Genomic DNA, 20,635 nt, shown 5'->3' on the forward strand with positions numbered 1-20,635 from the left:
GGCGGGACAGCAGCACCCGGGCCGCTTCGAGTTCTTGCGGGCACGTTCACGATCAGGGTAGCTGAAATCCGCTGGAGCCCAACACGTGGTCAATTGCCAATGATCGTCCCGCTGGTGTGATACGGAGCGAGCCCGCGCAGCCGGCGGCCGAGCCGGCGTGATCAGCCGCTTCTGACGACTTCGGTCCAGGGCGTGTTCTTCGCGATCAGAGCCCTGGCCTGGCGCGTGGCACGGATCCTGTTGACACCGACCGCCGCGCGCACCGCGCCGTTTCTGTTGTAGAGCGCCAGCAGCGAGCGCTCGTCACTGCTGCCCTCGGTCACCGCGAAGCCCTCCGCCCCACGGGGAAGGCCGTGGATCTGGATCTTCAGGTCGTACTGGTCGGACCAGATGTAGGGGATCGGCGTGAACGGCTTGCGCTCGTCACCGGCGAGGATGTTGCGGGCCACGGCCATGCCCTGTTCCGCCGCGTTGGTCCGGTGTTCGATGCGCAGCCGTTCGCCGAAGCCGACGTGCTCCCAGGAAGCCACGTCCCCCGCGGCCCAGACCCCGGGCGCGGCCTGGCAGTACCGGTCGCACACCACGCCGTTCCCGGTTTCGACACCGCTGCCGGCCAGCCAGTCCACAGTGGGCACCGACCCGATCGCCACCAGAACCGCGTCCGCGTGGACGGCCCTGCCGTCGGCCAGTCGTACCCCATGGGTGCGGCCGCCGTCGACGAGGAGTTCCCGCACCCCGGTCCCCGCGAGGACCTTCACCCCGTGCGCCAGGTGCACGTCCAGCAGCATCGAGCCGAGCTCCGGCCCGAGCACGTCGGCGAGCGGAGCCGGGATGTCCGACACCAGCGTCACTTCCGTGCCCCCGAGCGTGGCGACGGAGGCGGCCTCCGCGCCGAGGAAGCCGGCTCCGACGACGACCAGGCGCTGGGCCATCTGCAGCTGCTCGCGGAGGGCGAAGGCGTCGTCCAGCGTGCGCAGGACGTGCACTCCGGCGATTCCCCCGGTTCCCGGTAAGCGGCGCGCCCGGGCGCCGGTGGCGATGACCAGCTCGTCGTAGTCCGCGGCGGTCTCGTCGGACAACCGGACCCGGCGTGCCTGGTCGTCCAGTCCGGTCGCGCGCACGCCCAGGCGCAGGTCCAGGCCCAGCGCGTCGATCGCGGCCGGTTGGCGCAGCCATGCCCGTTCCCGCGGCCATTTGCCCGACAGGATCTCCTTCGACAGCGGTGGCCGGTCGTACGGGAGGTGCTTTTCCTCGCCGATCATCGTGATGCGGCCGGTGAATCCCTCACGACGCAGCGTTTCCGCGACCGAAAGCCCGGCCACCGAGGCGCCGGCGATCACTACGCTCTCCGGGGTTTTCATCGCCCGTGCGGACCCGCGCCGACGTATTGTTCCTGGTCCAGTTCGATTTTCATGACGACCCCTTTCCGGGCGAGACCGGCTTCGGTTGGGGCGGGCGCCAGAACGCCGCGAGCTGTCCGGCGGCGCCCGCCAGCCCCAGCCCTGCGGCCGCCACAGCGACCAGGCCACCGCGCAGCTTCCGGTCGAGTCCCAGCGCGCGATCCACGCTGAACCGGCCGGGGCCGAGCCCGGCCAGCGCCACCGAGGCCGCCGCGAGGTTCAGGACGTATTCGTAGCCTTCGCCGGTGATGAAGAACCCGTTGGGGGCGTGCACGGTCTTCGCCGCGACACCCATGGTGCCGACCACCGCGGCTGCTGCGAGCGGCGTGCCCGCTCCGGTGAGCAACGCCGCGCCTGCGCCGGTCTCGACCACCGCGCTGGCCACCGCCTGCACCATGGGCCGGCGGAAGCCGATCGAACCGAACCAGCCGGCGGTGCCCTCCAGGCTGCGGCCGTGCTTGAGCCCGTGGGCGATCATCGTTCCGCCGACCACTCCACGCAGGAGCAGGCGGGCGACCTCCCTTCCGGCCGCTTCGTCCCGCCTCGTGCCTCGCACAGCGTTCTCCTCCCGGTTGCTTCATCGAATTCGTGTCCGGTCTGGACGCCCACACCGGACGCCGCGATGCCGGCGAGCCGCGGTCAGTCGAAGCGGCTCGCGATGGCGGTGATGGCCGCGAGAGTGGGCAGCCACCGGTTCCGCGGGTCCGGTGGCCTCACCCAGCGGCTCGGCCGGCCGGCCGAGCCCGCCGCGGGCAGGGGAATCGACGCGGGGCAGCTCAGCACTTCCACAGTGGACAGTGGTAGGTGGCATCCCGGCACGTCGTCGTTCGCGTCGGCGAGGAAGACCCAGCGCTGTTCGTGGGCCAGCTCCAGCACCGGTGAGGGCTGGTCAGACCGGCTGAGCGCCATGACCACCAGTGGGCCGAGGTAGGCGGGCACGGAGGCGCCGACGACGCCGTTGCCCGTGCGCAGCCACGGCTGCCCGTCCCGCCATTCGACCTCCCAGCCGAGCAGCGTGCGGTAGGCGCTGGGGTACCACGGCGTCCGCTGCTCGACGGTCTCGGAGGTCATTTCGCGCTCGTGCCGGAAGCGCCGCCCTTGCGGAACCGGGCCGCCCGCTCGGCGAACTCGGGCCCGGTGAGCAGGGTCCCTTGCACCGCGCCGAGCGTGGCCAGCTCTGGGCCGAGCCCATCGGCGATGGTGCGCCGCAGCGCTGCCTTGCTGCGGGCCAGCGCGACCGGCGGCAACGCCGCCAGCTGCTTGCCGAGCTCGAACGCGCGAGCCATGAGCTCGTGCGGCTCGGCCACCTCGTGCACGAGGTTCCACCGCTCCGCGGTGACCGCGTCGATCGTGCGGCCGGTGAGCACCAGTTCGGTCGCACGGGCACCGCCGGTGAGGCGGGTGAGCCACTGCGCCCCGCCCATGCCGGGAACCAGTCCGACGTTGATCCAGGAGCTGGCGAACTGGGCCGAGGACGCGGCGATGCGGAAGTCGCACACGGCCGCGAGGTCGAGCCCCGCGCCGAGCGCGGCCCCGTTCACCGCCGCGATCACCGGAACGGGGGACTCCGAGATCGCCGACACCAGCCGGTGGAACCGGCCGTAGATGGACTCGCTCACCGCCAGTGCGCCCTCGTCGGCCACCGCCGAGAGATCCGTGAGGTCGCCGCCCGCGCAGAAGACCGGCGGGGCGCCGGTGATCACGATTGCCCGCGCCTGGTCGGCGGGAGCGGTCTCGATCACGTCGCCGAGCGCGGTGACGAGCGCGACCGTCAGCGCGTTGCGGCGAGCCGGCCGGTTCAGGGTGACGACCAGCGTCTCGTCCACGCGCTCGGTCAGCAGGTGGTCGGCTTCGACCGGCATGAGCCCTCCCTGACGATCAGTTCAATGACTGTATAAGCGTACAACAAGTCAGGAATTCCGGCCGAGCTGGTTGTGCCGGGCGTAGATCTCCGTCGCGGTGCGGGCGATGTCCTCGGGGACCTGTGGCAGCGGCACCGGGCCGGTGTCCCGGCTCGGCAGCGCGATGGTCGCGGTGGCCGGGCAGGTGACCTCGCCGCGCTGGGACGTTCCGCGCAGCTCGACGTCCACGACGCGGCGGGGACCGTCCTGCCGCTTGCCGACGATCTCCCCGGTGAAGATGTGCGTGTCGCCGACGTAGTTGAACTTCCGCATCTGGCTGGACTGGTGCAGCAACCAGGCGTCGTCGCCCATCCAGTCGGTGAGGTAATGCGAGAGCCAGCAGTCCCGCAGCACGCCGTAGTCGTAAGCCATCGGGACTCCGACCGACTGCGCCCACTCGTTGTCCCAGTGCACCCGCTGCGCCACGTCGGGCACGCCCTGGGCGTTGTTCACGTAGAACGCCGGGATCCGCTTCCGGTTCTGGTAGCCGAGCCGTGCCGCGCTCGGTGCGTACGGGGTGAAGCCGTAGCCGCCGGCGTGGAACAGGATCAGGTCGGTGCCCGTCAGCGGTCCCTTGACCATCTTGCCGAGGGAGTCGCCGATGTGGACGTCCTCCCAGTACCGGGGTTCGGCCCCGCGGGGGCCTTCGGCGGCGTAGATCTCGTCGATCTCGGCGATGTCCTCGGCGGTGTAGGTCGCGGGCTTGATCTCGTCGTACTTGCCCGTCTTCTTCGCCTTCTCGCGGTCGGTGTGGATCGCGATGACGCGGGCGATCGAGACCACCTCCCCGCGCTGGTTCATCCGCACGTGACGCCGGGTGATGATGACCGAGCGGCCGGCGAACTCCGAGGGCTTGACCTCCACGTTCTCGAAGCCTTGGAACGTGTACAGCCGGTCGCCGGGGAAGACCGGCCGGAACCACTCCCAGCTGCTGCCCGAGACGAAAACGTGGATGCCGCGGAACGACGGCCGCCGCCGGCCGGCGGGAAGGGGGTCGGCTCGGAGTGCCTCGTTCACGGCGACGCCCGTCATGGGTGCCCCGATCTGGCTTCCCCAGCGGGTGCCCGCGCCGTACTCGGCGTCGGTGTAGAGCGGGTTGTCGTCGCCGTAGCCTCGAGCGAAGTTGCGCAGCACGTCCGGTGTGGCCGTCGCGAAGTGCTCGCGCTGAGTTGTCGGGTAGTAGAACCCGACGAGGTCCTTCGCGCGGGCGATGTCCTCTTCGCGGATGCGATCCGGTTGCTGGGAGGTCTCAGTGGCCGGGCTTGTGCTCATCGCTGCTCCAGTGTCGTCGAGGGGGAGCGTTCCGGCGTCAGTGCAGTCGTTGACGCCGTGTAAAAAGAACGTCCCCGGGTGACCAGTCATTTGACAAGATATGCTGGGGTGATGAAAACGCGTTCAACCGCCGCCGACCTTTTCGGCGACGCCGGCGCAGGTGGGGGCGACGGAACTCCGGTGAAGCGCCGCTCCCTGCGCGAAGAGCAGAAAGAGATGACGCGCCAGAAGCTCATCGAGGCGTCGAAGGACGTCTTCGAGCGGAAGGGATACGCCAAGGCCACGATCGACGACATCGTCGAGACCGCGGGCGCCAGCAGGGGCACCTTCTATCTGTACTTCAAGAGCAAGGGGGAGGTCGCCGCCGAACTCACCGCCGAGTACACCCGCGAGGTGGAGGAGCTGCTCGCCGACGTGGGCGAACGGGTGGACCCGGATCGTGCCGCGATCAAGCGCTGGGTCGAAGCGTACCTGAGGTTGTTCGCGCGGCACGAATCCAGCATCCGGGCTTGGATGCAGGCCGAGAGCACCGAGCGGGAACTGCGCGCGGTCAGCGACGAGCGCCTTGCCACGTTCGTCAGCCACCTGACCTCCTGGATCAACGAAACCCGCCGGCGCAACGGTCTGGAGGAGCCGGTGAAGGCTTCGCGCAGCCGCGCGATCGTCCTGCTCACCCAGCTCGAGCGGTTCTGCTACTTCTCTGTCGTCCGCGGGATGCGCGTCGACAAGCGCAGCGCGGTCGAGTCGCTCGTCGATTTCTGGGAGCTGACCCTGCGTGGCGAGGTGACCGGCTCCGCGTCCACCAAGGGCTGAGCCCCCGAGCCGCGCCGCGACGGCACGGCGACGGCCGGCAGTTCCGGGTACCCATTCCCGGGCCTGCCGGCCTTTTTCGTACCCGGACTCCCCGGTCCGTCCGGTCGTCGTCGTTCCGGCCACGTCTCGGCACGCTAGCCGACAGAGTGACTAATGTATAGACTCTCCATCATCGAAATTTGATACTTGGGAGTGGTGATCGGCAATGAAGGTCAAGGTGGACTACGACCTCTGCGAGAGCAACGGTCTCTGTGTCATGGCGGCGCCGGACGTGTTCGACCTGCGCGATGATGACCAGCTGTACCTCCTGGACGAGACGCCGGGCGAGTCCCGGCGCGGCGCCGTCGAGGACGCCGTTCAGGTCTGTCCGAAGCAGGCGCTGCGGATCGAGGGCTAGCGCCAAGGGATGTACGTGACATCTCGATGACAGTGCGTCTAGTCTGTTGCTAGAGCGTTCAGTACCAGGATGGAGGCCGCGTGGCGGACGAACTGCGCATGTTGGTGGACAAGGATGAGATCCGGGAGCTGTCCGCCCGGTACAACCGCGCCGCGGACAATCAGCGGCTCGAGGACTTTCTCGGCACGTTCACGCCCGAGGGTGTCTTCGAGGTCGCGGACGGGCCGAAGGCCGAGGGCACCGACGCGATCCGGAAGCTGATGGGCAAGGCCGTCTACGGCAGCGTGCACATGACCCTCGACTCGGTCATCGAGATCGACGGCGACGTCGCGACGCAGACGGCCACTCTGCTGATGGGGCACCGCCGCGACGACCGAGCGAGCTCGACAGTGGTGACCACCGGCCTGTACCAGGACAAACTCGTCCGTACGCCGGACGGGTGGCGCTTCACCCACCGGCTCGTGTCGACCGACCTGACCTTCCGACGGGTCAACAAGACGTTCATCGCGCTGACCAAGGCCGAAATCCCCGAGGTTTGAGCGGCGAGTCCGGGCAACTTCAGAACTTCCCCAACGGAGAGGTAGCGGTGGCGAGCAGCACGAGCTTCTACGACGAGGCGCTCCAGACGATGACGCGCGAGGACCGGCGGGCACTGCAGGACGAGCGCCTGGCCGAGGCTTCGGAGCGGATCTACGGCCTGCCGATCCCGTTCTTCCGCCGCAGGCTGGAGGAGGCGGGTATCGGCCCGGGGGAGCTGTCGCTGGCGAACCTGTCGTCGGTGCGTCCTTTCGTCAAGGCGGACCTGCGTCGGAGCGAGGCCGAGCACCCGCCGTTCGGCGACTACCGCGGTGCCGCCGTCATGGACTGCGTACGGGTGGCGCAGACGACCGGCACGACGGGCAAGCCCACGGTGCTCTTCTGGACCCCGCGCGACCTCGAGGTCGAGTACAACGCGTATGCCCGCAACCAGTGGCGGCAGGGCTACAAGCCCGGCGAGACGATCATGGTCACCGCGCACCCGGGCTACCTCAACAACGGGGAGCCGATGAACCGCGCCGCCGCCGAGCGGTACGGGTTCCTCTGCGTCTCGATCGGCCCGCCCACCGACGACGCGAGCATCGAACCCGCCCTGCGGCTGCTTTCCCTGCTCAAGCCGAACCGGTACGTGGTACTCGGGCCGGCGCTGCAGCGTCTCAACGAGGCCGCCGTCAAGTTCGGCTACGACCCGGCCGAGGACCTGAAGCTCCCGCCGCCGGATGACTCGATCGCGTTCCAGTGGCGGCAGATCTCGGCCGGCGCCGACGCCTTCTCGTATCTGGGCACAGAATGCTCGGAGCAGGCCGGTGCGCACCTCAACGAGGACCTGGCCGTGGTCGAGGTGCTGGACCCGGTCACCTACGAGCCGGTCCCGCCGGGCGAGCGCGGCAACCTCGTGATCACCACGCTGGGGCGCGACAGCCTGGTCGTCCGGTACGACATCGGTGACGTCATTCGCGTCGATGAGGCGCAGTGCCCGTGCGGCGAGACCACGCGGCGCGGTTTCTACGACGGCCGGCGCAGTGACGTCGTCAACGTCGGCGGAACACAGGTGATGCCCATCGACGTGGCTATCGAGCTGGCGAAGGACGACGACCTGGGCCGCCCTGGACCGGTGTACCAGCTGGTGCGCCGCGGGGAAACGCAGAAGCGCCTGGAGATCCGCGCCGAGGGCGACGGCGGCGGCCACAATGCGGAGCTGCTGCTGGAGGAGAAGCTCGGGGTCGATGTCGAGATCACCGTCCTGCCCCGCGGAACCATGGCGAGGGCGTCGTACAAGCCGTCACTCGTGGCCGACGAGCAGTGATGGGCTGGGCGGCGCTCGCGAACCTGGTGCGGGACAGGGGAGAGCAGCGGCCGGACGGTGTGGCCGTGTACACACCGTCCGGTGACCGCACCACCTGGGGCGAGCTGGCCACGGCCTCGTCCGCCGTGACGGCCGCGTGCCTTTCCGCGGCCGGTCGCCCCGCCCGGATCGGGGTCTGGATCCCCAACGGGCCGCTGTTCGGCGCCGGACTGTTCGGCGCGTGGCAGTCCGGCGCCACCGCCGCGGTGATCAGCAGCCTCGCTTCCCCGGCCGAGGCGGTCCGGCTCGCCGGGGCCGCCGGGGTCGACGTCGTGGTGACCACCTCCAACCGGGCCGCGCACTTCCCGGATCTGCCTGTCGTCGCCGTGGATTCCCTTGGTACGGCTGAGGAACCGGCCACGGTGGACCCGGCTGCCGAAGCGCTCCTGCTGTTCACCTCCGGGACCACGGGGGTGCCCAAGGGCATCGTGCACCGGGGTGAGGCGCTGGTGTCGTCGATCGACGGGATGCTGACCAGCTCCGGCATCGAGCCGGGGCCCCGATCGCTGGCGGACGAGGACCGGCGGCCGAACGTAGCGCTCACCCCGCTCTCCCACACCTCCGGGCTGATGGGCCTGCTGTTCGCCTGGTGGGCGGGCAAGCCGGTGGTGGTGTTCGAACGCTTCGACGCCGCGTCGCTCGACGCGGTGGTCGCCGAGCACAAGGTGCGGACGCTGCGTCTCGTCCCCGCCATGGTGTTCGACCTCGTGCACGCGCCCGCGCAGGTGCGCCTGGCCGGGGTCCGGTACGCGACCGTCGGTTCCGCGGCACTTTCCCGTTCGCTGGCGGCAAGATTCGAAGAACGTTACGGGTTCCCGCTCCTGTCGAACTACGGCCAGACCGAGGCGATGGGCGGTATCGCCGCGGAGCGTCTCGAAGATGTCCGCGCCGGGCGCCGCCCGCCGGGGTCCGTGGGGCGCGCATTGCCCGGTGTGCACATCCGCATCCTGGACACCGCAACCGGGCGGGAGGCCGCCGCGGGGGAGGTCGGGGAGATCACCGTCAGCTCCCCGCAGGTGATGCGCCGGTACGCCGGTGACGAGGCCGCGCCGGTAGATCCGGACGGTTTCCTGCACACGGGAGACCTGGGCTCGGTCGACGAGGACGGGATCCTGTCCGTGGCCGGGCGGGTGAAGGACCTCATCGTCTCCGGCGGGTTCAACATTTACCCGGCCGAGGTCGAGGACGTGCTCGAACACGCGCCGGGCGTGGCCGCGGCCGCGGTCGCGGGTGTGCCCGACGACCGGCTCGGTGAGCGCATGCTGGCCGTGGTCGTGCCGTCCGGCGAGAGCGTGCCGGAACCCGGGGCGCTGCACGCCTGGGTTCGCGACCGGCTCGCGCCCTACAAATCCCCCCGGGGCTACCTGGCGCTTCCGGAGTTGCCCCGGACGCAGCACGGGAAGCTGGACCGCCGAGCGCTGGCGAAGCTGGTCGCCGACCGTGCCGGCGAGTTCGTGATTCCGGCGAAGGCGCCCACCGAATCGAAGGAGATGCCGAGATGAGGCTGTTGGACGGGAAGGTCGTCTTCGTCACTGGCGGTGCGCGCGGGCAAGGCCGCGCACACGCGCTGGTCAGCGCGAGAGCGGGCGCGAAGGTCGTGGTGGTGGACGTCGTCGACCAGCTTTCGAGTGTGCCCTACGCGATGGCGAAGCCGGAGGACCTGGACGAGACGGTCGCGCTCGTCGAGAAGGAAGGCGGTGAGGCGCTGGCGGTCCGGGCGGACGTGCGGTCGCAGGAGCAGCTGGACGCCGCGGTCGCGGCGGCACTGGAGAAGTTCGGGCGGATCGACTCGCTGATCGCCAACGCGGGAATCTGGACGATGGCCCCGTACTGGGAGCTCTCCGAGGAGATGTGGTCGCAGACGATCGAGACCAATCTTGCCGGGATCTGGCGTTCGGCGAAGGCCGTCACGCCGCACATGATCGAACGGGGCACCGGTTCCATCGTCGTCATCTCTTCGGTGAACGGCATCGAGCCGGGGTTGAACTACGCTCACTACACGTCCGCCAAGAGCGGCGCGCTGGGGCTGATGAAGGTCATCGCGCTCGAGGGCGGCAGGCACGGCATCCGGTGCAACGCCATCTGTCCCGGCGCGATCCGCACGCCGATGTCGAGTCACCAGGCGGCCTGGGACATGATGGCGGGGCACCCGGGCGGCACCGAGGCGGACATGATCCAGGGCGGCTACCACTACAGCGCGCTGAAGGCGACCAGCTTCCTGGAGCCGGAACGCGTGGCCGAGACGGCGCTCTACCTCAACTCGGACCTGGCGAGCTCGGTCACCGGTGTGACCATCCCGGTGGACGCGGGGCACCTGCTGCTCGCCGGGATCAACACGGATCCGGTGACCTCCTGACAGTGGCGCGACTTGCGAAAGAGCACCAACGGCTGTGGAGATCGGAGGAGAACCGATTTCCACAGCCGTTTTCGTTGCCGGACAGCAGCTCGGCTCCGACTGGCTACCGTGGCGACTGACATCGCAGGTGAGCAATGATACAGTCAATGAACTAAGCGTCAGTAACTGCCAGATAGTTATCGCACCGCTGTCAACCCCGATCGGACGGAGCTTTCGATGGCGCAAGACGTCCCCCTGCCACGCCTCGACGTGATGTCGGACGAGTTCAACGCCGACCCGCACGGCTATCTGCGGCAGGTCCGGAGCGACAACCCGGTGGCGCGGAACATCTACGGGATGCCGGTGCTGCTGGCCCATGCCGACGTGCTGTCGATACTCAACAGCCCCCAGGTGTGCAACGACTACGCGCAGTCGTTCGCCAAGCTGGGCGTGACCGACGGTCCGTTCGCGGAGTTCCACCTCGGCACGATCCTGCACAAGGACGGTCCCGACCACACGCGGCTGCGCAAGCTCGTGATGCACGCGTTCACCCCGCGAGCGGTCGCGCGGATGAAGGAGCCGGTGCGGGAGCTGTGCGTCAACCTCGTGGACGAGATCGGCGACGGCGGCGAGGTGGACTTCATCCACGAGTTCGCGCATCAGCTGCCCGTGCAGGTCATCTGTGACGTGCTGGGCATCCCGCGCGCCGACCACCACACCTTCGACACCTGGGTGACCGACCTCAACGCCATGTTTTCCGAAGAGCTGGGCGCGGAGGGCCGGCGGACGGCGGAGGCCGCGGTCGTCAATCTCTACTCCTACCTGGAAGGGCTGATCGCCGAACGCCGTCGCGATCTCGGCGACGACATGCTGAGCACACTGATCGCCGCGGAGGAGGACGGCGACCGGCTGAGCCACGACGACCTGCTGCGGATGGTCGTGCTCCTCATGCACGGCGGGCACGACACCACCCGCTCCGCGCTGATGATCATGATGGCCACCCTCGCCGAGAACCAGGAGCTGCAGTCCCGGCTGCGTGCGGACCGGACTCTGGTGCGCCCCGCGATCGAGGAGATCCTGCGGCTGGAGCCGATTCTGCCGTGGCTGATGCGCAAGGCCAGGACCGACCTGGATCTCGGCGGTGGGGCGGTCGCGCACGAGGGAGAGATGGTGCAGATCTCCCTGCTCGCCGCGAACCGCGACCCGGACGTGTTCACCTGCCCCGACGAGTTTCGGCTGGACCGGGAAGGCCCCTCGCACGTGACGTTCGGCCGTGGTGCGCATTTCTGCCCGGGGAACGCCCTGGCCCGTCTCGAGTTGTCGGAGGCGTTGAACGTCTTGCTGGACCGGTGGAAGCGGTGGGAGTTCCGGGACGGGGTACGGCCCAAGTGGATTCCGCTGTCGAGCATCCGGGCTTTCGAATCGTTGCACTTGTCGTTCGAAGTGGCCTGACCGGTTTCCGGTCCGACCGGTCGCTCTGGTCGCCGCACCGCCCCGGCACGCGGGTGCCGGGGCGGTGCGGGGTTCGAGGCGAAGCGGCAACCCTGCGCTAAGGCCTGTCCTCAAAGCCAGATGAGCAGTGTGGCGAGGTCGATCATGCTCCGGTAGGAGGTGGCGACCTGGTCGAAGGCGGGTGGGCGGCCACCGGCCCGGCCGCGGCGCAGCCGGTTGGCTTGCTGGTCACGGCGTTCGGGAATGGCCGCCGGGATGTGCCGTTGGCGCAGGTAAGAACGGATGGCTCGGCTGGAGTAGCCCTTGTCCGCCAGAATCCGGCTCGGCCGGGTCGGCGGACGGCCGGGACCGGGCCGGCGGAACTTCACCGCTGCCATGACCTGGGTGAAGATGGTGCAGTCGTTGACATTGCCGCCGGTCAAGACCACCGACAGAGGCCGCCCATGGCCGGCACAGGCCAGGTGGATCTTGGTAGTGGGTCCACCACGGGACCGCCCGATGGCATGATCACCTGGCTCGCTGTGCCCGCCGCACGAGTGTGCATCCCCCTGTGGGGGACGCGGTCATGCGACGGGCGCCGGCAGCGTGCTGATGGGCCCGCACGATGCCGGAGTCGACCGAGACCTCGCGGTCGAGTTCGTCGATCGCTTCGGCGATCACCCGGACCTGCGCTACCAGAGCGGACAGAGTGCCGGTGCGTGACCAGCGCCAGAACCGGTTGTACACCGTCGTCCACGGCCCATAGCGTTCGGGCAGGTCACGCCACGCCACCCCGGTCTTAGCCTTGAACAACATCCCGTTGACCACCCGGCGGTCATCCACCCGCGGACGCCCCTTCGCACCCGACACCGGAAGCAACGGCTGGATGACCTGCCACTGCTCATCAGTCAGCTCATGCCTACGCACCACGACCGAAGATCAAATCAGATCAACCACGCCAGCTTTCAGGACAGGCGCTAAGGAGACACGCTCTCTGCCGGCGAGTGCACGGTCCACTGTGCCAACCGCAAACCGCCGTCCACCGGGAGCGACACCCCCGTGACATAGCGAGCCGCGTCGCTCAGCAGGAACAGGGACGGGCCGGCGATCTCCGCCTCCGTGCCGAGCCGGCCCAGCGCGGTGGCCGACTCCATGCGGGCCCGGATGCCGCCCTGCTCCCACAGTTCGTCGGTGCCCTCGGACGGGAACGGACCCGGGCCGATGGTGTTGAGCCGGATCCCGTAACGTCCCCATTCCCTCGCGGCGGAACGGACGAACCCCTCCACGCCGGCCTTCGACGCGCTCGAGTGCGCCACTCCGGGGGTCTCACGGGACGCGAGCGCGCTCGTGACCGCGACGCAGGCACCGGGCAGCCCGGCGCCGATCAGCGGCTCGGCCCAGCGGTGGATCACGTGGAAGGCGCCGACGAGCGAGGACTGCACCACGTGGGCGAAACCCTCGGGCGTGATGTCCTCGGCGAGTGAACCGTAGGCCGCCGCCGCCGAGTGGTACAGCAGCTGCGCCGGGCCGCCGTCCTCCTCGATCGTCCGAAAAGCCGCGGCAACCGTCTCCGCGGCACGGATGTCGCACGTGACCGGGACGATCCTGCCCGGCAGGCCGGCGCCGCGCCGGACGGTTTCCTCGAGCCGCGCCACACGGCGGCCGAGCACGTAGACACCGGTGCCGGTGGCGGCGATCGCGAGTGCGACCGAGCGGCCGATGCCCGACCCGCCGCCGGTCACGACCACGCGATCGTAAGCCGGTGTCAACGTGAATTCCTTTGGTGCCACGGATCCTCCTTGATTCGGTCACCCGGAAAGGACGAAGCGGACGACACCGCGCCGCCGCTCGCGAGTCAGCAACCGCGGCGCGCTGACGGACAAGCCGCTGCCGAGGACGGAGCCCAGCACGAGCCGCCCGCCGGGGTGCGGCGACCGCCTGGCCTGGTCGGTGAAGTGGAAGACGGCGCCGGCCCGGACCGCGGCGGCGATGCAGCCGCGGGGATCGAGCACGGGCGCCGCCGTGGCCGGGCCGGTCAGCGTGGGGTGGCCGCCACACGCAACGTCGCCAGGTTGTTGGTGCCGAAGGAGTTCCGTTCCACGGCCTCGATCAGCCGCAGGTCGCGGTAGCGCTCCAGAAGTACTTCCAGGCCGATCGGCAGCTCCTGGCGTGCCAGCGGGGCGCCGACGCAGTGGTGGATGCCCGCCGCGAACGACAGGTGCGGGTTGGGTTTGCGGCCGATGTCGAAGGCGTCCGGGTCGGTGAACACGTCCTCGTCCCGGTTGGCCGAGTGCATGATGATGCCGACCTGCTCGCCTTCCTCGACCACGTGGCCCGCCAGTTCGGTGCGGTGCAGCGCGATCCGCTTCTGCGTCGAGACCGGCGGATCGAACCGCAGGATTTCCTCGACCGCAGAGTCCAGCAGGTCAGGGTCCGCCTGCAGCCGGCCAAGCTGGTCACGGTGCGTGAGCAGGGCGTGCACGCCGTTGCACAGGGCGCTGGCCGTCGTCTCGAACCCGCCCGCCAGCAAGATGGCGATGGCGCCCACGATCTCGCCGTGTGACAGCTCGCCGGTGTCCTCGGCCGCCAGGATCCCGTCGATGAATTCGCCCTCGGGTGCCACTCGCCGGGCAGCGACGAAGTCCTCGATGTAGTCGAACAGCGGCCGCGCGGCGCGGTAGACCCCGTCGATCAGCCGCACGTCGTAGTCGGCGGCGATCTGCAGCAGCCAGGCCGCGACCTTCGGGTCGTCGTCGGACGGCAGCCCGGTCAGCTCCGCGACCATGCGGATCGGCACCGCGTACGCGTAGTCGGTGACCAGGTCGAACTCTGTCCTGCCACCGAGCTGGTCGAGCTGATGCTCGAACAGTGCCCGGATCTTCTCCCGCTGGGCCAGCGAGTTGCGGCGGCCGAACAGCTTGTCGAACAGCTTCCGGATGCGCGTGTGGTCCGGGGGATCGATCTCGTCCATGAAGCGGTGTTCGAAGATCCGGCGGGTTTCCTGTGCGGCCGCCGGGTCGCTGCGCTCCAGCTCCTGGAACCGCAGCGACCGCAGCGGGTCGTTGCCCCAGGTCCTCGCGTCGCGGAAGATCTGGCCGCATTCCGCGTGGCGGAAGAACGTGAGTCCCAGCCCGGGCACCGGGTGGCTGGGGTTCTCCCGCCGGAACACCGCGTAGTAGGCGTCGGGGTCCGTGACGAGCCGGGGGTCGGTGACGTCGAAGACCGGTGGCGTGGCGGTCACGTCAGTCCCGCCGGGGCGCGGTGACCGCGGCCGAGTCGTGACAGCAGTCGGGCACTTCCTCGGTGAGCCCGTCGCGCACGGGTGCGGAGCTCGGGGAAGGGCAGCACCGCGCGCTCATCGTCGATCGGGAGGTGGACGTTGGGCCGCAGTGCGAATTCGCCACTGGCCCCGACCCGCTCGCACGGCTTCTGGGCGGTCTCGGTGTCACCGCTGCCGAAGGCGATCCGGAACTTCTCAGCGATCTCCGCCGCTGGTGCGCTCATGCGGGGTACCTTTCGTCTACGCTGACGATATGTATAGGAAGATGACGCGAAGGCTACTCGTTGACCCTCCATACTGTCTATGCTCAGGGTGACGAGGAAGTCGAACGATGGTCGCCCGGCGGGCGACCCGGATCGGAGGAGCAAGGTGGGAGCGGCACAACGCCTGGCGGGAAAGATCGCCATCGTGACGGGAGCAGCCGGTGGGATCGGCAAGGAGCACGCCAAGCGGTTCGCCGACGAGGGAGCGTCGGTCGTGGCGCTGGACATCGACGAGCAGGGCGCCGAGTCCACCGCGAAGGAGCTGCCGGCCGGCGGCGACCAGCGGCACCTCGGTGGCCGGGTGGACATCTCGTCGCTGGCCAGCTGCCAGGACGCGGCCGACCGCGTCGTCGCCGAGTTCGGCCGCATCGACGCGCTGGTGAACAACGCCGCGATCTATGCGAACATCGACCACAAGCGGGCCGACGAGGAGTACCTGGACCAGGTGCTGTCGGTCAACATGCTCGGCCCGTGGCGGATGTCGAAGGCCGTCGTCCCGGCGATGATGTCCCAGAACTCCGGGCGCATCATCAACCAGTCGTCCGACGCGGCACTGATGTACCACGTGTCGCGCAAGCCCGAGACGCTGCCGAACTTCGCCTACGCGTGGTCGAAGTACAGCGTCAACGGCCTCACCAAGTTCATGGCGGGCGTGCTGGGCGGCTACAACATCACCGTCAACTGCATCTCGCCGGGGATGACGATGACCGAAGCGACCCAGCAGGCCGTTTCGCCGCGGATGGCGGAACGCCTCAACGCGAGCACCCCGCTGGGGCGTGCCATGGAGCCGCAGGAGATCGCGGCCGCGGCCCTGTTCCTGGCCTCCGACGACGCGAAGGGCATCACCGGGCAGATCCTGTATGTCAACGGCGGCGCCGTCATGCCCTGAGCGCATCAGCAAACCGTTCCCATCAAAGGAGATGGCAGATGGCCGACAACCTCGCTGTGCTGCGCCGGTTCTATGAGCTGGCCGCGGCGGGCTACGAACCGGGCACGAAGATGCCGGAGGAGATCTTCGACCTGCTGCACCCCGACCTCGTGACTCGTGAGCCCGAGTCGCTGCCCTACGGCGGCACCTACCACGGGATCGAAGGCTGGCAGGAGCTGTACGCCAAGACCGCCGAGTTCTGGGACTTCGACTCGATGCAGCCGGCGGAGTACGTGTGCCAGGGCGACTACGTCGTGGCACTCAACCGCATCGTCGGGCGTGTCCGCGCCACCGGGAAGTTCCTCGACATGCCGCTGATCGCGGTGTGGAAGTTCGAGAACGGCCGGATCCGCTCCACCGACGTCATCCCGTTCGACGCGCACGCCATCCTGGAGGCCTCGAAGCCCTGACCCCAGGGGCAACGGGAACGGGGCCCCGGCGGCAAGTGCCGCCGGGGCCCCGTTCCCGTCGGTGCTCAGTCGTAGGTGATGAGGCCGCGGATGTTCGCCCCGGAATGCATCGCCTGGTAGCCCTCGTTGATCTGGTCCAGCGAGTAGCGGGTGGTGATCATCTCGTCGAGCTTGAGCAGGCCGGACCGGTAAAGCTCGATCAGGCGGCGGAAGTCCTCCGCCGGATTGGCCTCCCCGAAGACGTGGCCGTAGATCCGCTTGTTCGACATCGCCAGGTCGAACAGCGACACGGTGGCCGTGGTCTCCGCGATCGGTGCCACGGACGTGATCACGGCCTTGCCACCCTTGGAGGTCAGGCCCATGACCGGGCCCAGCAGGTCGCCGTGCAGCACGCCGACGGTGACGATGACGACATCGGCCATCACACCGCGGGTCAGATCGCGCACGAGCTCGGTGGCCTCGTCGACGGACGCGGCGGTGTGCGTGGCGCCCACGGTGAGCGCGAACTCGCGGCGGAACTGCAGCGGCTCGACGGCGACGACGGTGCCGGCCCCGGCGATCCGGGCACCCTGCACGGCGCTCGTGCCCACCCCGCCGACACCCACGACGACGACCACGTCACCGGGTTTGACGTCGGCGACCTTCGTGGCGGCGCCGAAACCGGTCGTGACCCCGCAGCCGATGAGCGCGGCGGTCTGCAGTGGGATGTCCTCGGGGATCTTCACGACCTGGGTCTCGGACACGGTGGTGTGCGTGGCGAAGGTGCCCAGCTGGACGTACGCCCCGATGTTCTCGCCGTTCAGCCGGCGGCGGTAGGTGCCGTCGGGCGCGTACCCGGTGAGCGCGAAGGCGCCGTCGTCGCACAGGTTCGCGCGCCCGGACACACACCAGCGGCACTCCCCGCAGTTGGGTACCGGGTGCAGCAGGACGTGGTCGCCTTCCTTCAGCGCCGTGACCTGCGACCCGATCTCCGTGACCACGCCCGCGCCCTCGTGCCCGCCGATGATCGGGAAGGGACACGGCACGTCGCCGGTCACGGAGTGGTCGTCGGAGTGGCACAGGCCCGAGGCCGCCAGCTTGACGGTCACCTCGTGCGGGTTGGGCGGGTCGAGCTCGATCTCCTCGATCCGGTAGTCGTCCTTGACCCCGAACAGGACCGCGGCGGGAATCTTCATGTATTTGCCCTTCTTCGTCTTCGTTGACGGTCAGAGGCGGAGCAGAACGGACTTGGTTTCGGTGTAGGTGTCGATCGAGGCGCTGCCGAACTCGCGGCCGTAGCCGGACTGCTTGTAGCCGCCGAACGGGAAGCTCGGCATCAGGTCGCCGTAGGTGTTGACCCACACGATGCCCGAGCGGATGCCGGCCGCGAGGCGGTGCGCGCGGGACACGTCCCGGGTCCATACGCCGGCCCCCAGCCCGTACTCCGAGTCGTTCGCCAGCCGCAGCGCCTCCTCCTCGTCGTCGAAGGGGATCACCGAGACCACCGGCCCGAAGATCTCCTCGCGGGCGATGCGCATCGAGTTCGACACGTTCGCGAAGATCGTCGGCGCCACGAAGTAGCCGGTCTCGCCGATCCGCTCGCCGCCGGCGACGAGCTCGGCGCCCTCGTCGACGCCGATCTTGATGTAGGACCGGACGCGGTCCAGCTGCTCGGCCGACACGAGCGGGCCGAGCTGCGACGCCGGGTCGAACCCGCCGCCGACGGTCATCGCGCCGGACGCGGCGACGAGCCGCTGGACGAACTCGTCATGGATGGACCGCTCGACGAACAGCCGGGTCCCGGCGTAGCAGACCTGGCCCGAGTTGGCGAACGCCGCCATCAGCGAGCCGCCGGTGGCCGCGTCGAGGTCCGCGTCCGCGCAGACGATGTTCGGGCTCTTGCCGCCGAGTTCGAGCGTCACCCGCTTCATCGTCTCGGCCGCCTTGACCTGGATCAGGCGCCCCGTGGCGGTGGAACCGGTGAAGGAGATCTTGTCGACGTCCGGGTGGCTCACCAGCGCCGAACCGACGGTCGGCCCGTCTCCGTGCACGACGTTCACGACGCCGGGCGGGATGCCCGCCTCGACGCACAGCTCCGCCAGCCGCACGGCACTGAGCGGTGTCTGCTCGGCGGGCTTGAGCACGACGGTGTTCCCGCACGCGAGCGCGGGAACGACCTTGTTGATCGCCACGCTGACCGGCGCGTTCCACGGCGTGATGCCCGCGCACACCCCGACCGGCTCGCGGCTGGAGTAGCTGAAGTACTCGCCCGGCACGGGGTTGAGCGTGCCCTCGATCTTGGTCGGCCAGCCCGCGTAGTACCGGAGGGTGTCGATGGCGAAGCCCACCGCGTACTGGGCGAAAGCCAGCGGCATGCCGTTGTCCAGCGTGTCGAGCTCGCTCAGCTGCTGGAGGTCGCGCTCCATCAACTCGCCCAGCTCGTGCAGCACCTTCTCCTTCCGGGCCGGCGGCAGCGAACGCCAGCGGCCGTCGTCGAAGGCCGTCCGCGCCGCGGCCACGGCGTCGGCGACGTCGTCCGCGCCCGCGGCGGGGAACTCGGCGATGGTGTTTTCGGTCGCGGGGTCGACGACAGCCAGCCCCTCACCGCGGCCGGCCGTGAAGTCGCCGTCGATGAGATTTCGCATCGGCTGGTTCAGGAAGCTCTGTGTCTCGGCGGAAAGCGCTACGGTAGGCGTCATTGCCTCTCCTGCTCTGTCCTCGATGGATGTTCGCGCGGGCTTGGTCAGGTGGTGCGGTTGATCTGGATCTTCGCCTTGACCCGGTCCCAGGTCTGCGGGCCGTTGCCCCGTTCACGCAGCTCCACCTTCCGGATCTTCGCGGTCGGGGTCTTGGGCAGCTCGTCGACGAGATCGACGAACCGCGGGACGGCGAAGTAGGGGAGCTCTCGGGCCATGTGCAGCACCAGCTCGTCCGGTGCGACGGTCTTGCCGGGCTGGGGCACGACGTAGACCTTCACCTCGATGTCACCCTCGATGTCGCCCGGCACCGAGACACAGGCGATCTCCTGCACACCGGGGAACGAAAGGCCGCTGCTCTCGACCTCGAAGCTCGAGATGTTCTCCCCGCGGCGGCGCAGCGAGTCGGTGATGCGGTCGCTGAAGTAGAGCTGCCCGTCCGGTTCACGCACGACCGCGTCGCCGGTGTGGTACCAGCCGTTGCGCCACGCCTTCGCCGTCGCCTCGGGCCGGCCCCAGTACTCGGTCATGAGCTCCCACGGGCGGTCCGACCGGACGACGAGCTCGCCCGGGGTGCCGTCCGGAACCGGGATGTCGTGCTCGTCGACGACGCGGACGTCGAGGCCCGCGCGAGGCACGCCCAGGGCCTTCGTGTTGGGCGTGGGGTCGTTGAGGATCGTGACCGCGCCGGTCTCGGTGGGGCCGTAGCAGACGAAGATGTTCTCCAGTCCGAACCGGCGCATGAAACCCTCCGGGTCGCCCACCATCGGGGTGACCAGGATCCGCCGCAGCGGGTTGTCCGCATCGTCGGGTTTCTCCGGCTGGGCCAGGAGCATCCCGGCCATCGTGCCGACGAGGAAGCTGTGCGTCGCCCCCGTCTCCCGCGCGATGTCGAGGTACCGCGACGCGCTGAAGACTTCGCGCCGCACCACGCGGGCGCCGGCGGACCAGAACCCGAAGGTCGGCGCCTGGCCCGAGGTGTGGAACATCGGCAGGTCAGCCAGCAGACAGTCGGTGGGCAGCACGTACTTGTTGAACGGCTCGTGCGCGGTCATCGCCGCGCACAGGTTGCTGGTGAGCGCCCCCTTCGACGGGCCCGTGGTGCCCGACGTGTAGTTGATGTAGATCGGGTCCCACGGTTCGAGCGGGCGGTCCAGCGACGGTGCCCTGCGGTCACCGCCGGCCAGCTCGGCGCCGAGCAGACGCCGCAGCCGCACGTCGACCTGCTCCAGCCGGGGGGCCAGGTTCTCGTCGGTGATGATCAGCTCGGCGCGGGAGTCCTGGCAGACGTGCGCGAGGAACTTGCCCTTCGCGGCCGAGTTGACCGGAACCACGATCGCGCCGAGGAACGCGACGCCGAGCCACGCGCGGATCCAGTCCGGGCCGTTCGGCAGGAAGATCAAGACGGTGTCACCCCGGCGTACCCCGCGCGCGGCCAGTACGTTCGCGGCGGCGTACCCGTGGTGCACCAGTTCCCCGTAGGACCACCGTTCACCGTCTTCGAAGCGGATCGCCTCTTTGTCCCCGATTTCGGCGGCCTGGTGTTCGAGCATCGTCCGGAGAACGATCTCGTGGGGGTGACTCGGTACCCGGTTGACAGGACTGCCTACGCCGGACTGTGTCAATTCAAGGCCCAACGCCCCTCCTC

General features: G+C 69.3%; 21 protein-coding genes and 1 pseudogene. 9 read left to right on the forward strand and 13 right to left on the reverse strand.

The window, feature by feature from the left end:
- Nucleotides 1-161: 161 nt before the first annotated feature.
- The 5 genes from FHX82_RS34550 to FHX82_RS34570 form a co-directional block, all read right to left on the reverse strand.
- Nucleotides 162-1,340, reverse strand: a complete 1,179-nt coding sequence (locus FHX82_RS34550) for an NAD(P)/FAD-dependent oxidoreductase (RefSeq protein ID WP_229880270.1) — start codon at nucleotides 1,338-1,340, stop codon at nucleotides 162-164.
- A gap of 70 nt (nucleotides 1,341-1,410) precedes the next feature.
- Nucleotides 1,411-1,956, reverse strand: coding sequence for a DoxX family protein (locus tag FHX82_RS34555; RefSeq protein WP_229880269.1), 546 nt, complete (start codon nucleotides 1,954-1,956; stop codon nucleotides 1,411-1,413).
- An 83-nt stretch (nucleotides 1,957-2,039) separates the two neighbouring features.
- The gene (locus FHX82_RS34560; RefSeq protein ID WP_145934808.1) at nucleotides 2,040-2,471 is read right to left on the reverse strand and encodes a hypothetical protein; all 432 of its coding nucleotides are present in this window, start codon (nucleotides 2,469-2,471) and stop codon (nucleotides 2,040-2,042) included.
- Nucleotides 2,468-3,262: an enoyl-CoA hydratase/isomerase family protein gene (locus FHX82_RS34565; protein ID WP_145934807.1), complete on the reverse strand. Its 795-nt coding sequence runs from the start codon at nucleotides 3,260-3,262 to the stop codon at nucleotides 2,468-2,470. The genes FHX82_RS34560 and FHX82_RS34565 overlap by 4 nt, the downstream gene beginning before the upstream one ends.
- Nucleotides 3,263-3,310: 48 nt before the next feature.
- Nucleotides 3,311-4,573, reverse strand: coding sequence for an FAS1-like dehydratase domain-containing protein (locus FHX82_RS34570; protein ID WP_145934806.1), 1,263 nt, complete (start codon nucleotides 4,571-4,573; stop codon nucleotides 3,311-3,313).
- 78 nt (nucleotides 4,574-4,651) lie between these two features.
- On the opposite strand from FHX82_RS34570, the gene FHX82_RS34575 reads away from it, so the two are divergent.
- The 7 genes from FHX82_RS34575 to FHX82_RS34605 all read left to right on the forward strand — a co-directional run bounded on the left by FHX82_RS34575 (nucleotide 4,652) and on the right by FHX82_RS34605 (nucleotide 11,452).
- The gene (locus tag FHX82_RS34575; RefSeq protein ID WP_145934805.1) at nucleotides 4,652-5,386 is read left to right on the forward strand and encodes a TetR/AcrR family transcriptional regulator; all 735 of its coding nucleotides are present in this window, start codon (nucleotides 4,652-4,654) and stop codon (nucleotides 5,384-5,386) included.
- 205 nt (nucleotides 5,387-5,591) lie between these two features.
- Nucleotides 5,592-5,783 carry a ferredoxin gene (locus FHX82_RS34580; RefSeq protein ID WP_145934804.1) on the forward strand — a complete coding sequence of 64 codons (192 nt, stop codon included), beginning with the start codon at nucleotides 5,592-5,594 and terminating at the stop codon, nucleotides 5,781-5,783.
- An 80-nt stretch (nucleotides 5,784-5,863) separates the two neighbouring features.
- Complete coding sequence (locus FHX82_RS34585; protein ID WP_145934803.1) at nucleotides 5,864-6,322, forward strand: nuclear transport factor 2 family protein; 459 nt, start codon at nucleotides 5,864-5,866, stop codon at nucleotides 6,320-6,322.
- Between the two features lie 47 nt (nucleotides 6,323-6,369).
- The gene (locus FHX82_RS34590; protein ID WP_145934802.1) at nucleotides 6,370-7,626 is read left to right on the forward strand and encodes a phenylacetate--CoA ligase family protein; all 1,257 of its coding nucleotides are present in this window, start codon (nucleotides 6,370-6,372) and stop codon (nucleotides 7,624-7,626) included.
- Nucleotides 7,626-9,167: a class I adenylate-forming enzyme family protein gene (locus tag FHX82_RS34595; protein WP_145934801.1), complete on the forward strand. Its 1,542-nt coding sequence runs from the start codon at nucleotides 7,626-7,628 to the stop codon at nucleotides 9,165-9,167. The genes FHX82_RS34590 and FHX82_RS34595 overlap by 1 nt, the downstream gene beginning before the upstream one ends.
- Nucleotides 9,164-10,021, forward strand: a complete 858-nt coding sequence (locus tag FHX82_RS34600; protein WP_145934800.1) for a mycofactocin-coupled SDR family oxidoreductase — start codon at nucleotides 9,164-9,166, stop codon at nucleotides 10,019-10,021. The genes FHX82_RS34595 and FHX82_RS34600 overlap by 4 nt, the downstream gene beginning before the upstream one ends.
- A gap of 216 nt (nucleotides 10,022-10,237) precedes the next feature.
- A complete protein-coding gene (locus FHX82_RS34605) occupies nucleotides 10,238-11,452 on the forward strand; it encodes a cytochrome P450 (protein ID WP_145934799.1) in 1,215 nt (404 codons plus the stop codon).
- Nucleotides 11,453-11,562: 110 nt separating this feature from the next.
- On the opposite strand, the pseudogene FHX82_RS34610 reads toward FHX82_RS34605, so the two are convergent.
- The 5 genes and pseudogenes from FHX82_RS34610 to FHX82_RS34630 form a co-directional block, all read right to left on the reverse strand.
- A pseudogene (locus tag FHX82_RS34610) lies at nucleotides 11,563-12,361 on the reverse strand (IS5 family transposase).
- Nucleotides 12,362-12,408: 47 nt separating this feature from the next.
- Nucleotides 12,409-13,221 carry an SDR family oxidoreductase gene (locus tag FHX82_RS34615; RefSeq protein ID WP_145934798.1) on the reverse strand — a complete coding sequence of 271 codons (813 nt, stop codon included), beginning with the start codon at nucleotides 13,219-13,221 and terminating at the stop codon, nucleotides 12,409-12,411.
- A gap of 18 nt (nucleotides 13,222-13,239) precedes the next feature.
- The gene (locus FHX82_RS34620; RefSeq protein WP_145934797.1) at nucleotides 13,240-13,443 is read right to left on the reverse strand and encodes a hypothetical protein; all 204 of its coding nucleotides are present in this window, start codon (nucleotides 13,441-13,443) and stop codon (nucleotides 13,240-13,242) included.
- A gap of 23 nt (nucleotides 13,444-13,466) precedes the next feature.
- On the reverse strand, nucleotides 13,467-14,672 hold the full coding sequence (locus FHX82_RS37930; protein WP_145934796.1) for a cytochrome P450: 1,206 nt from the start codon (nucleotides 14,670-14,672) through the stop codon (nucleotides 13,467-13,469).
- Nucleotides 14,669-14,935 (reverse strand): hypothetical protein, encoded by a 267-nt coding sequence (locus FHX82_RS34630; protein WP_145934795.1) that lies wholly within the window; start codon nucleotides 14,933-14,935, stop codon nucleotides 14,669-14,671. The genes FHX82_RS37930 and FHX82_RS34630 overlap by 4 nt, the downstream gene beginning before the upstream one ends.
- Nucleotides 14,936-15,080: 145 nt before the next feature.
- On the opposite strand from FHX82_RS34630, the gene FHX82_RS34635 reads away from it, so the two are divergent.
- Together FHX82_RS34635 and FHX82_RS34640 are read left to right on the forward strand one after the other, a co-directional pair.
- Nucleotides 15,081-15,863 (forward strand): SDR family NAD(P)-dependent oxidoreductase, encoded by a 783-nt coding sequence (locus FHX82_RS34635; RefSeq protein WP_183177017.1) that lies wholly within the window; start codon nucleotides 15,081-15,083, stop codon nucleotides 15,861-15,863.
- Between the two features lie 38 nt (nucleotides 15,864-15,901).
- A complete protein-coding gene (locus tag FHX82_RS34640; RefSeq protein ID WP_145934793.1) occupies nucleotides 15,902-16,312 on the forward strand; it encodes a nuclear transport factor 2 family protein in 411 nt (136 codons plus the stop codon).
- Between the two features lie 65 nt (nucleotides 16,313-16,377).
- Here the strand turns inward: FHX82_RS34640 and FHX82_RS34645 are convergent, their stop codons facing one another.
- Genes FHX82_RS34645 through FHX82_RS34655 form a run of 3 tightly spaced genes read right to left on the reverse strand, consistent with a single transcriptional unit; the run spans nucleotide 16,378 to nucleotide 20,540 of the window.
- Nucleotides 16,378-17,487 (reverse strand): NDMA-dependent alcohol dehydrogenase, encoded by a 1,110-nt coding sequence (locus FHX82_RS34645; protein WP_145934792.1) that lies wholly within the window; start codon nucleotides 17,485-17,487, stop codon nucleotides 16,378-16,380.
- 30 nt (nucleotides 17,488-17,517) lie between these two features.
- Nucleotides 17,518-18,990: an aldehyde dehydrogenase family protein gene (locus FHX82_RS34650; protein WP_145934791.1), complete on the reverse strand. Its 1,473-nt coding sequence runs from the start codon at nucleotides 18,988-18,990 to the stop codon at nucleotides 17,518-17,520.
- A 44-nt stretch (nucleotides 18,991-19,034) separates the two neighbouring features.
- Nucleotides 19,035-20,540, reverse strand: a complete 1,506-nt coding sequence (locus tag FHX82_RS34655; RefSeq protein ID WP_145934790.1) for an AMP-binding protein — start codon at nucleotides 20,538-20,540, stop codon at nucleotides 19,035-19,037.
- Nucleotides 20,541-20,635 lie beyond the last annotated feature (95 nt).

Source organism: Amycolatopsis bartoniae, from assembly GCF_014191255.1.
Taxonomy (GTDB): domain Bacteria; phylum Actinomycetota; class Actinomycetes; order Mycobacteriales; family Pseudonocardiaceae; genus Amycolatopsis_E; species Amycolatopsis_E bartoniae.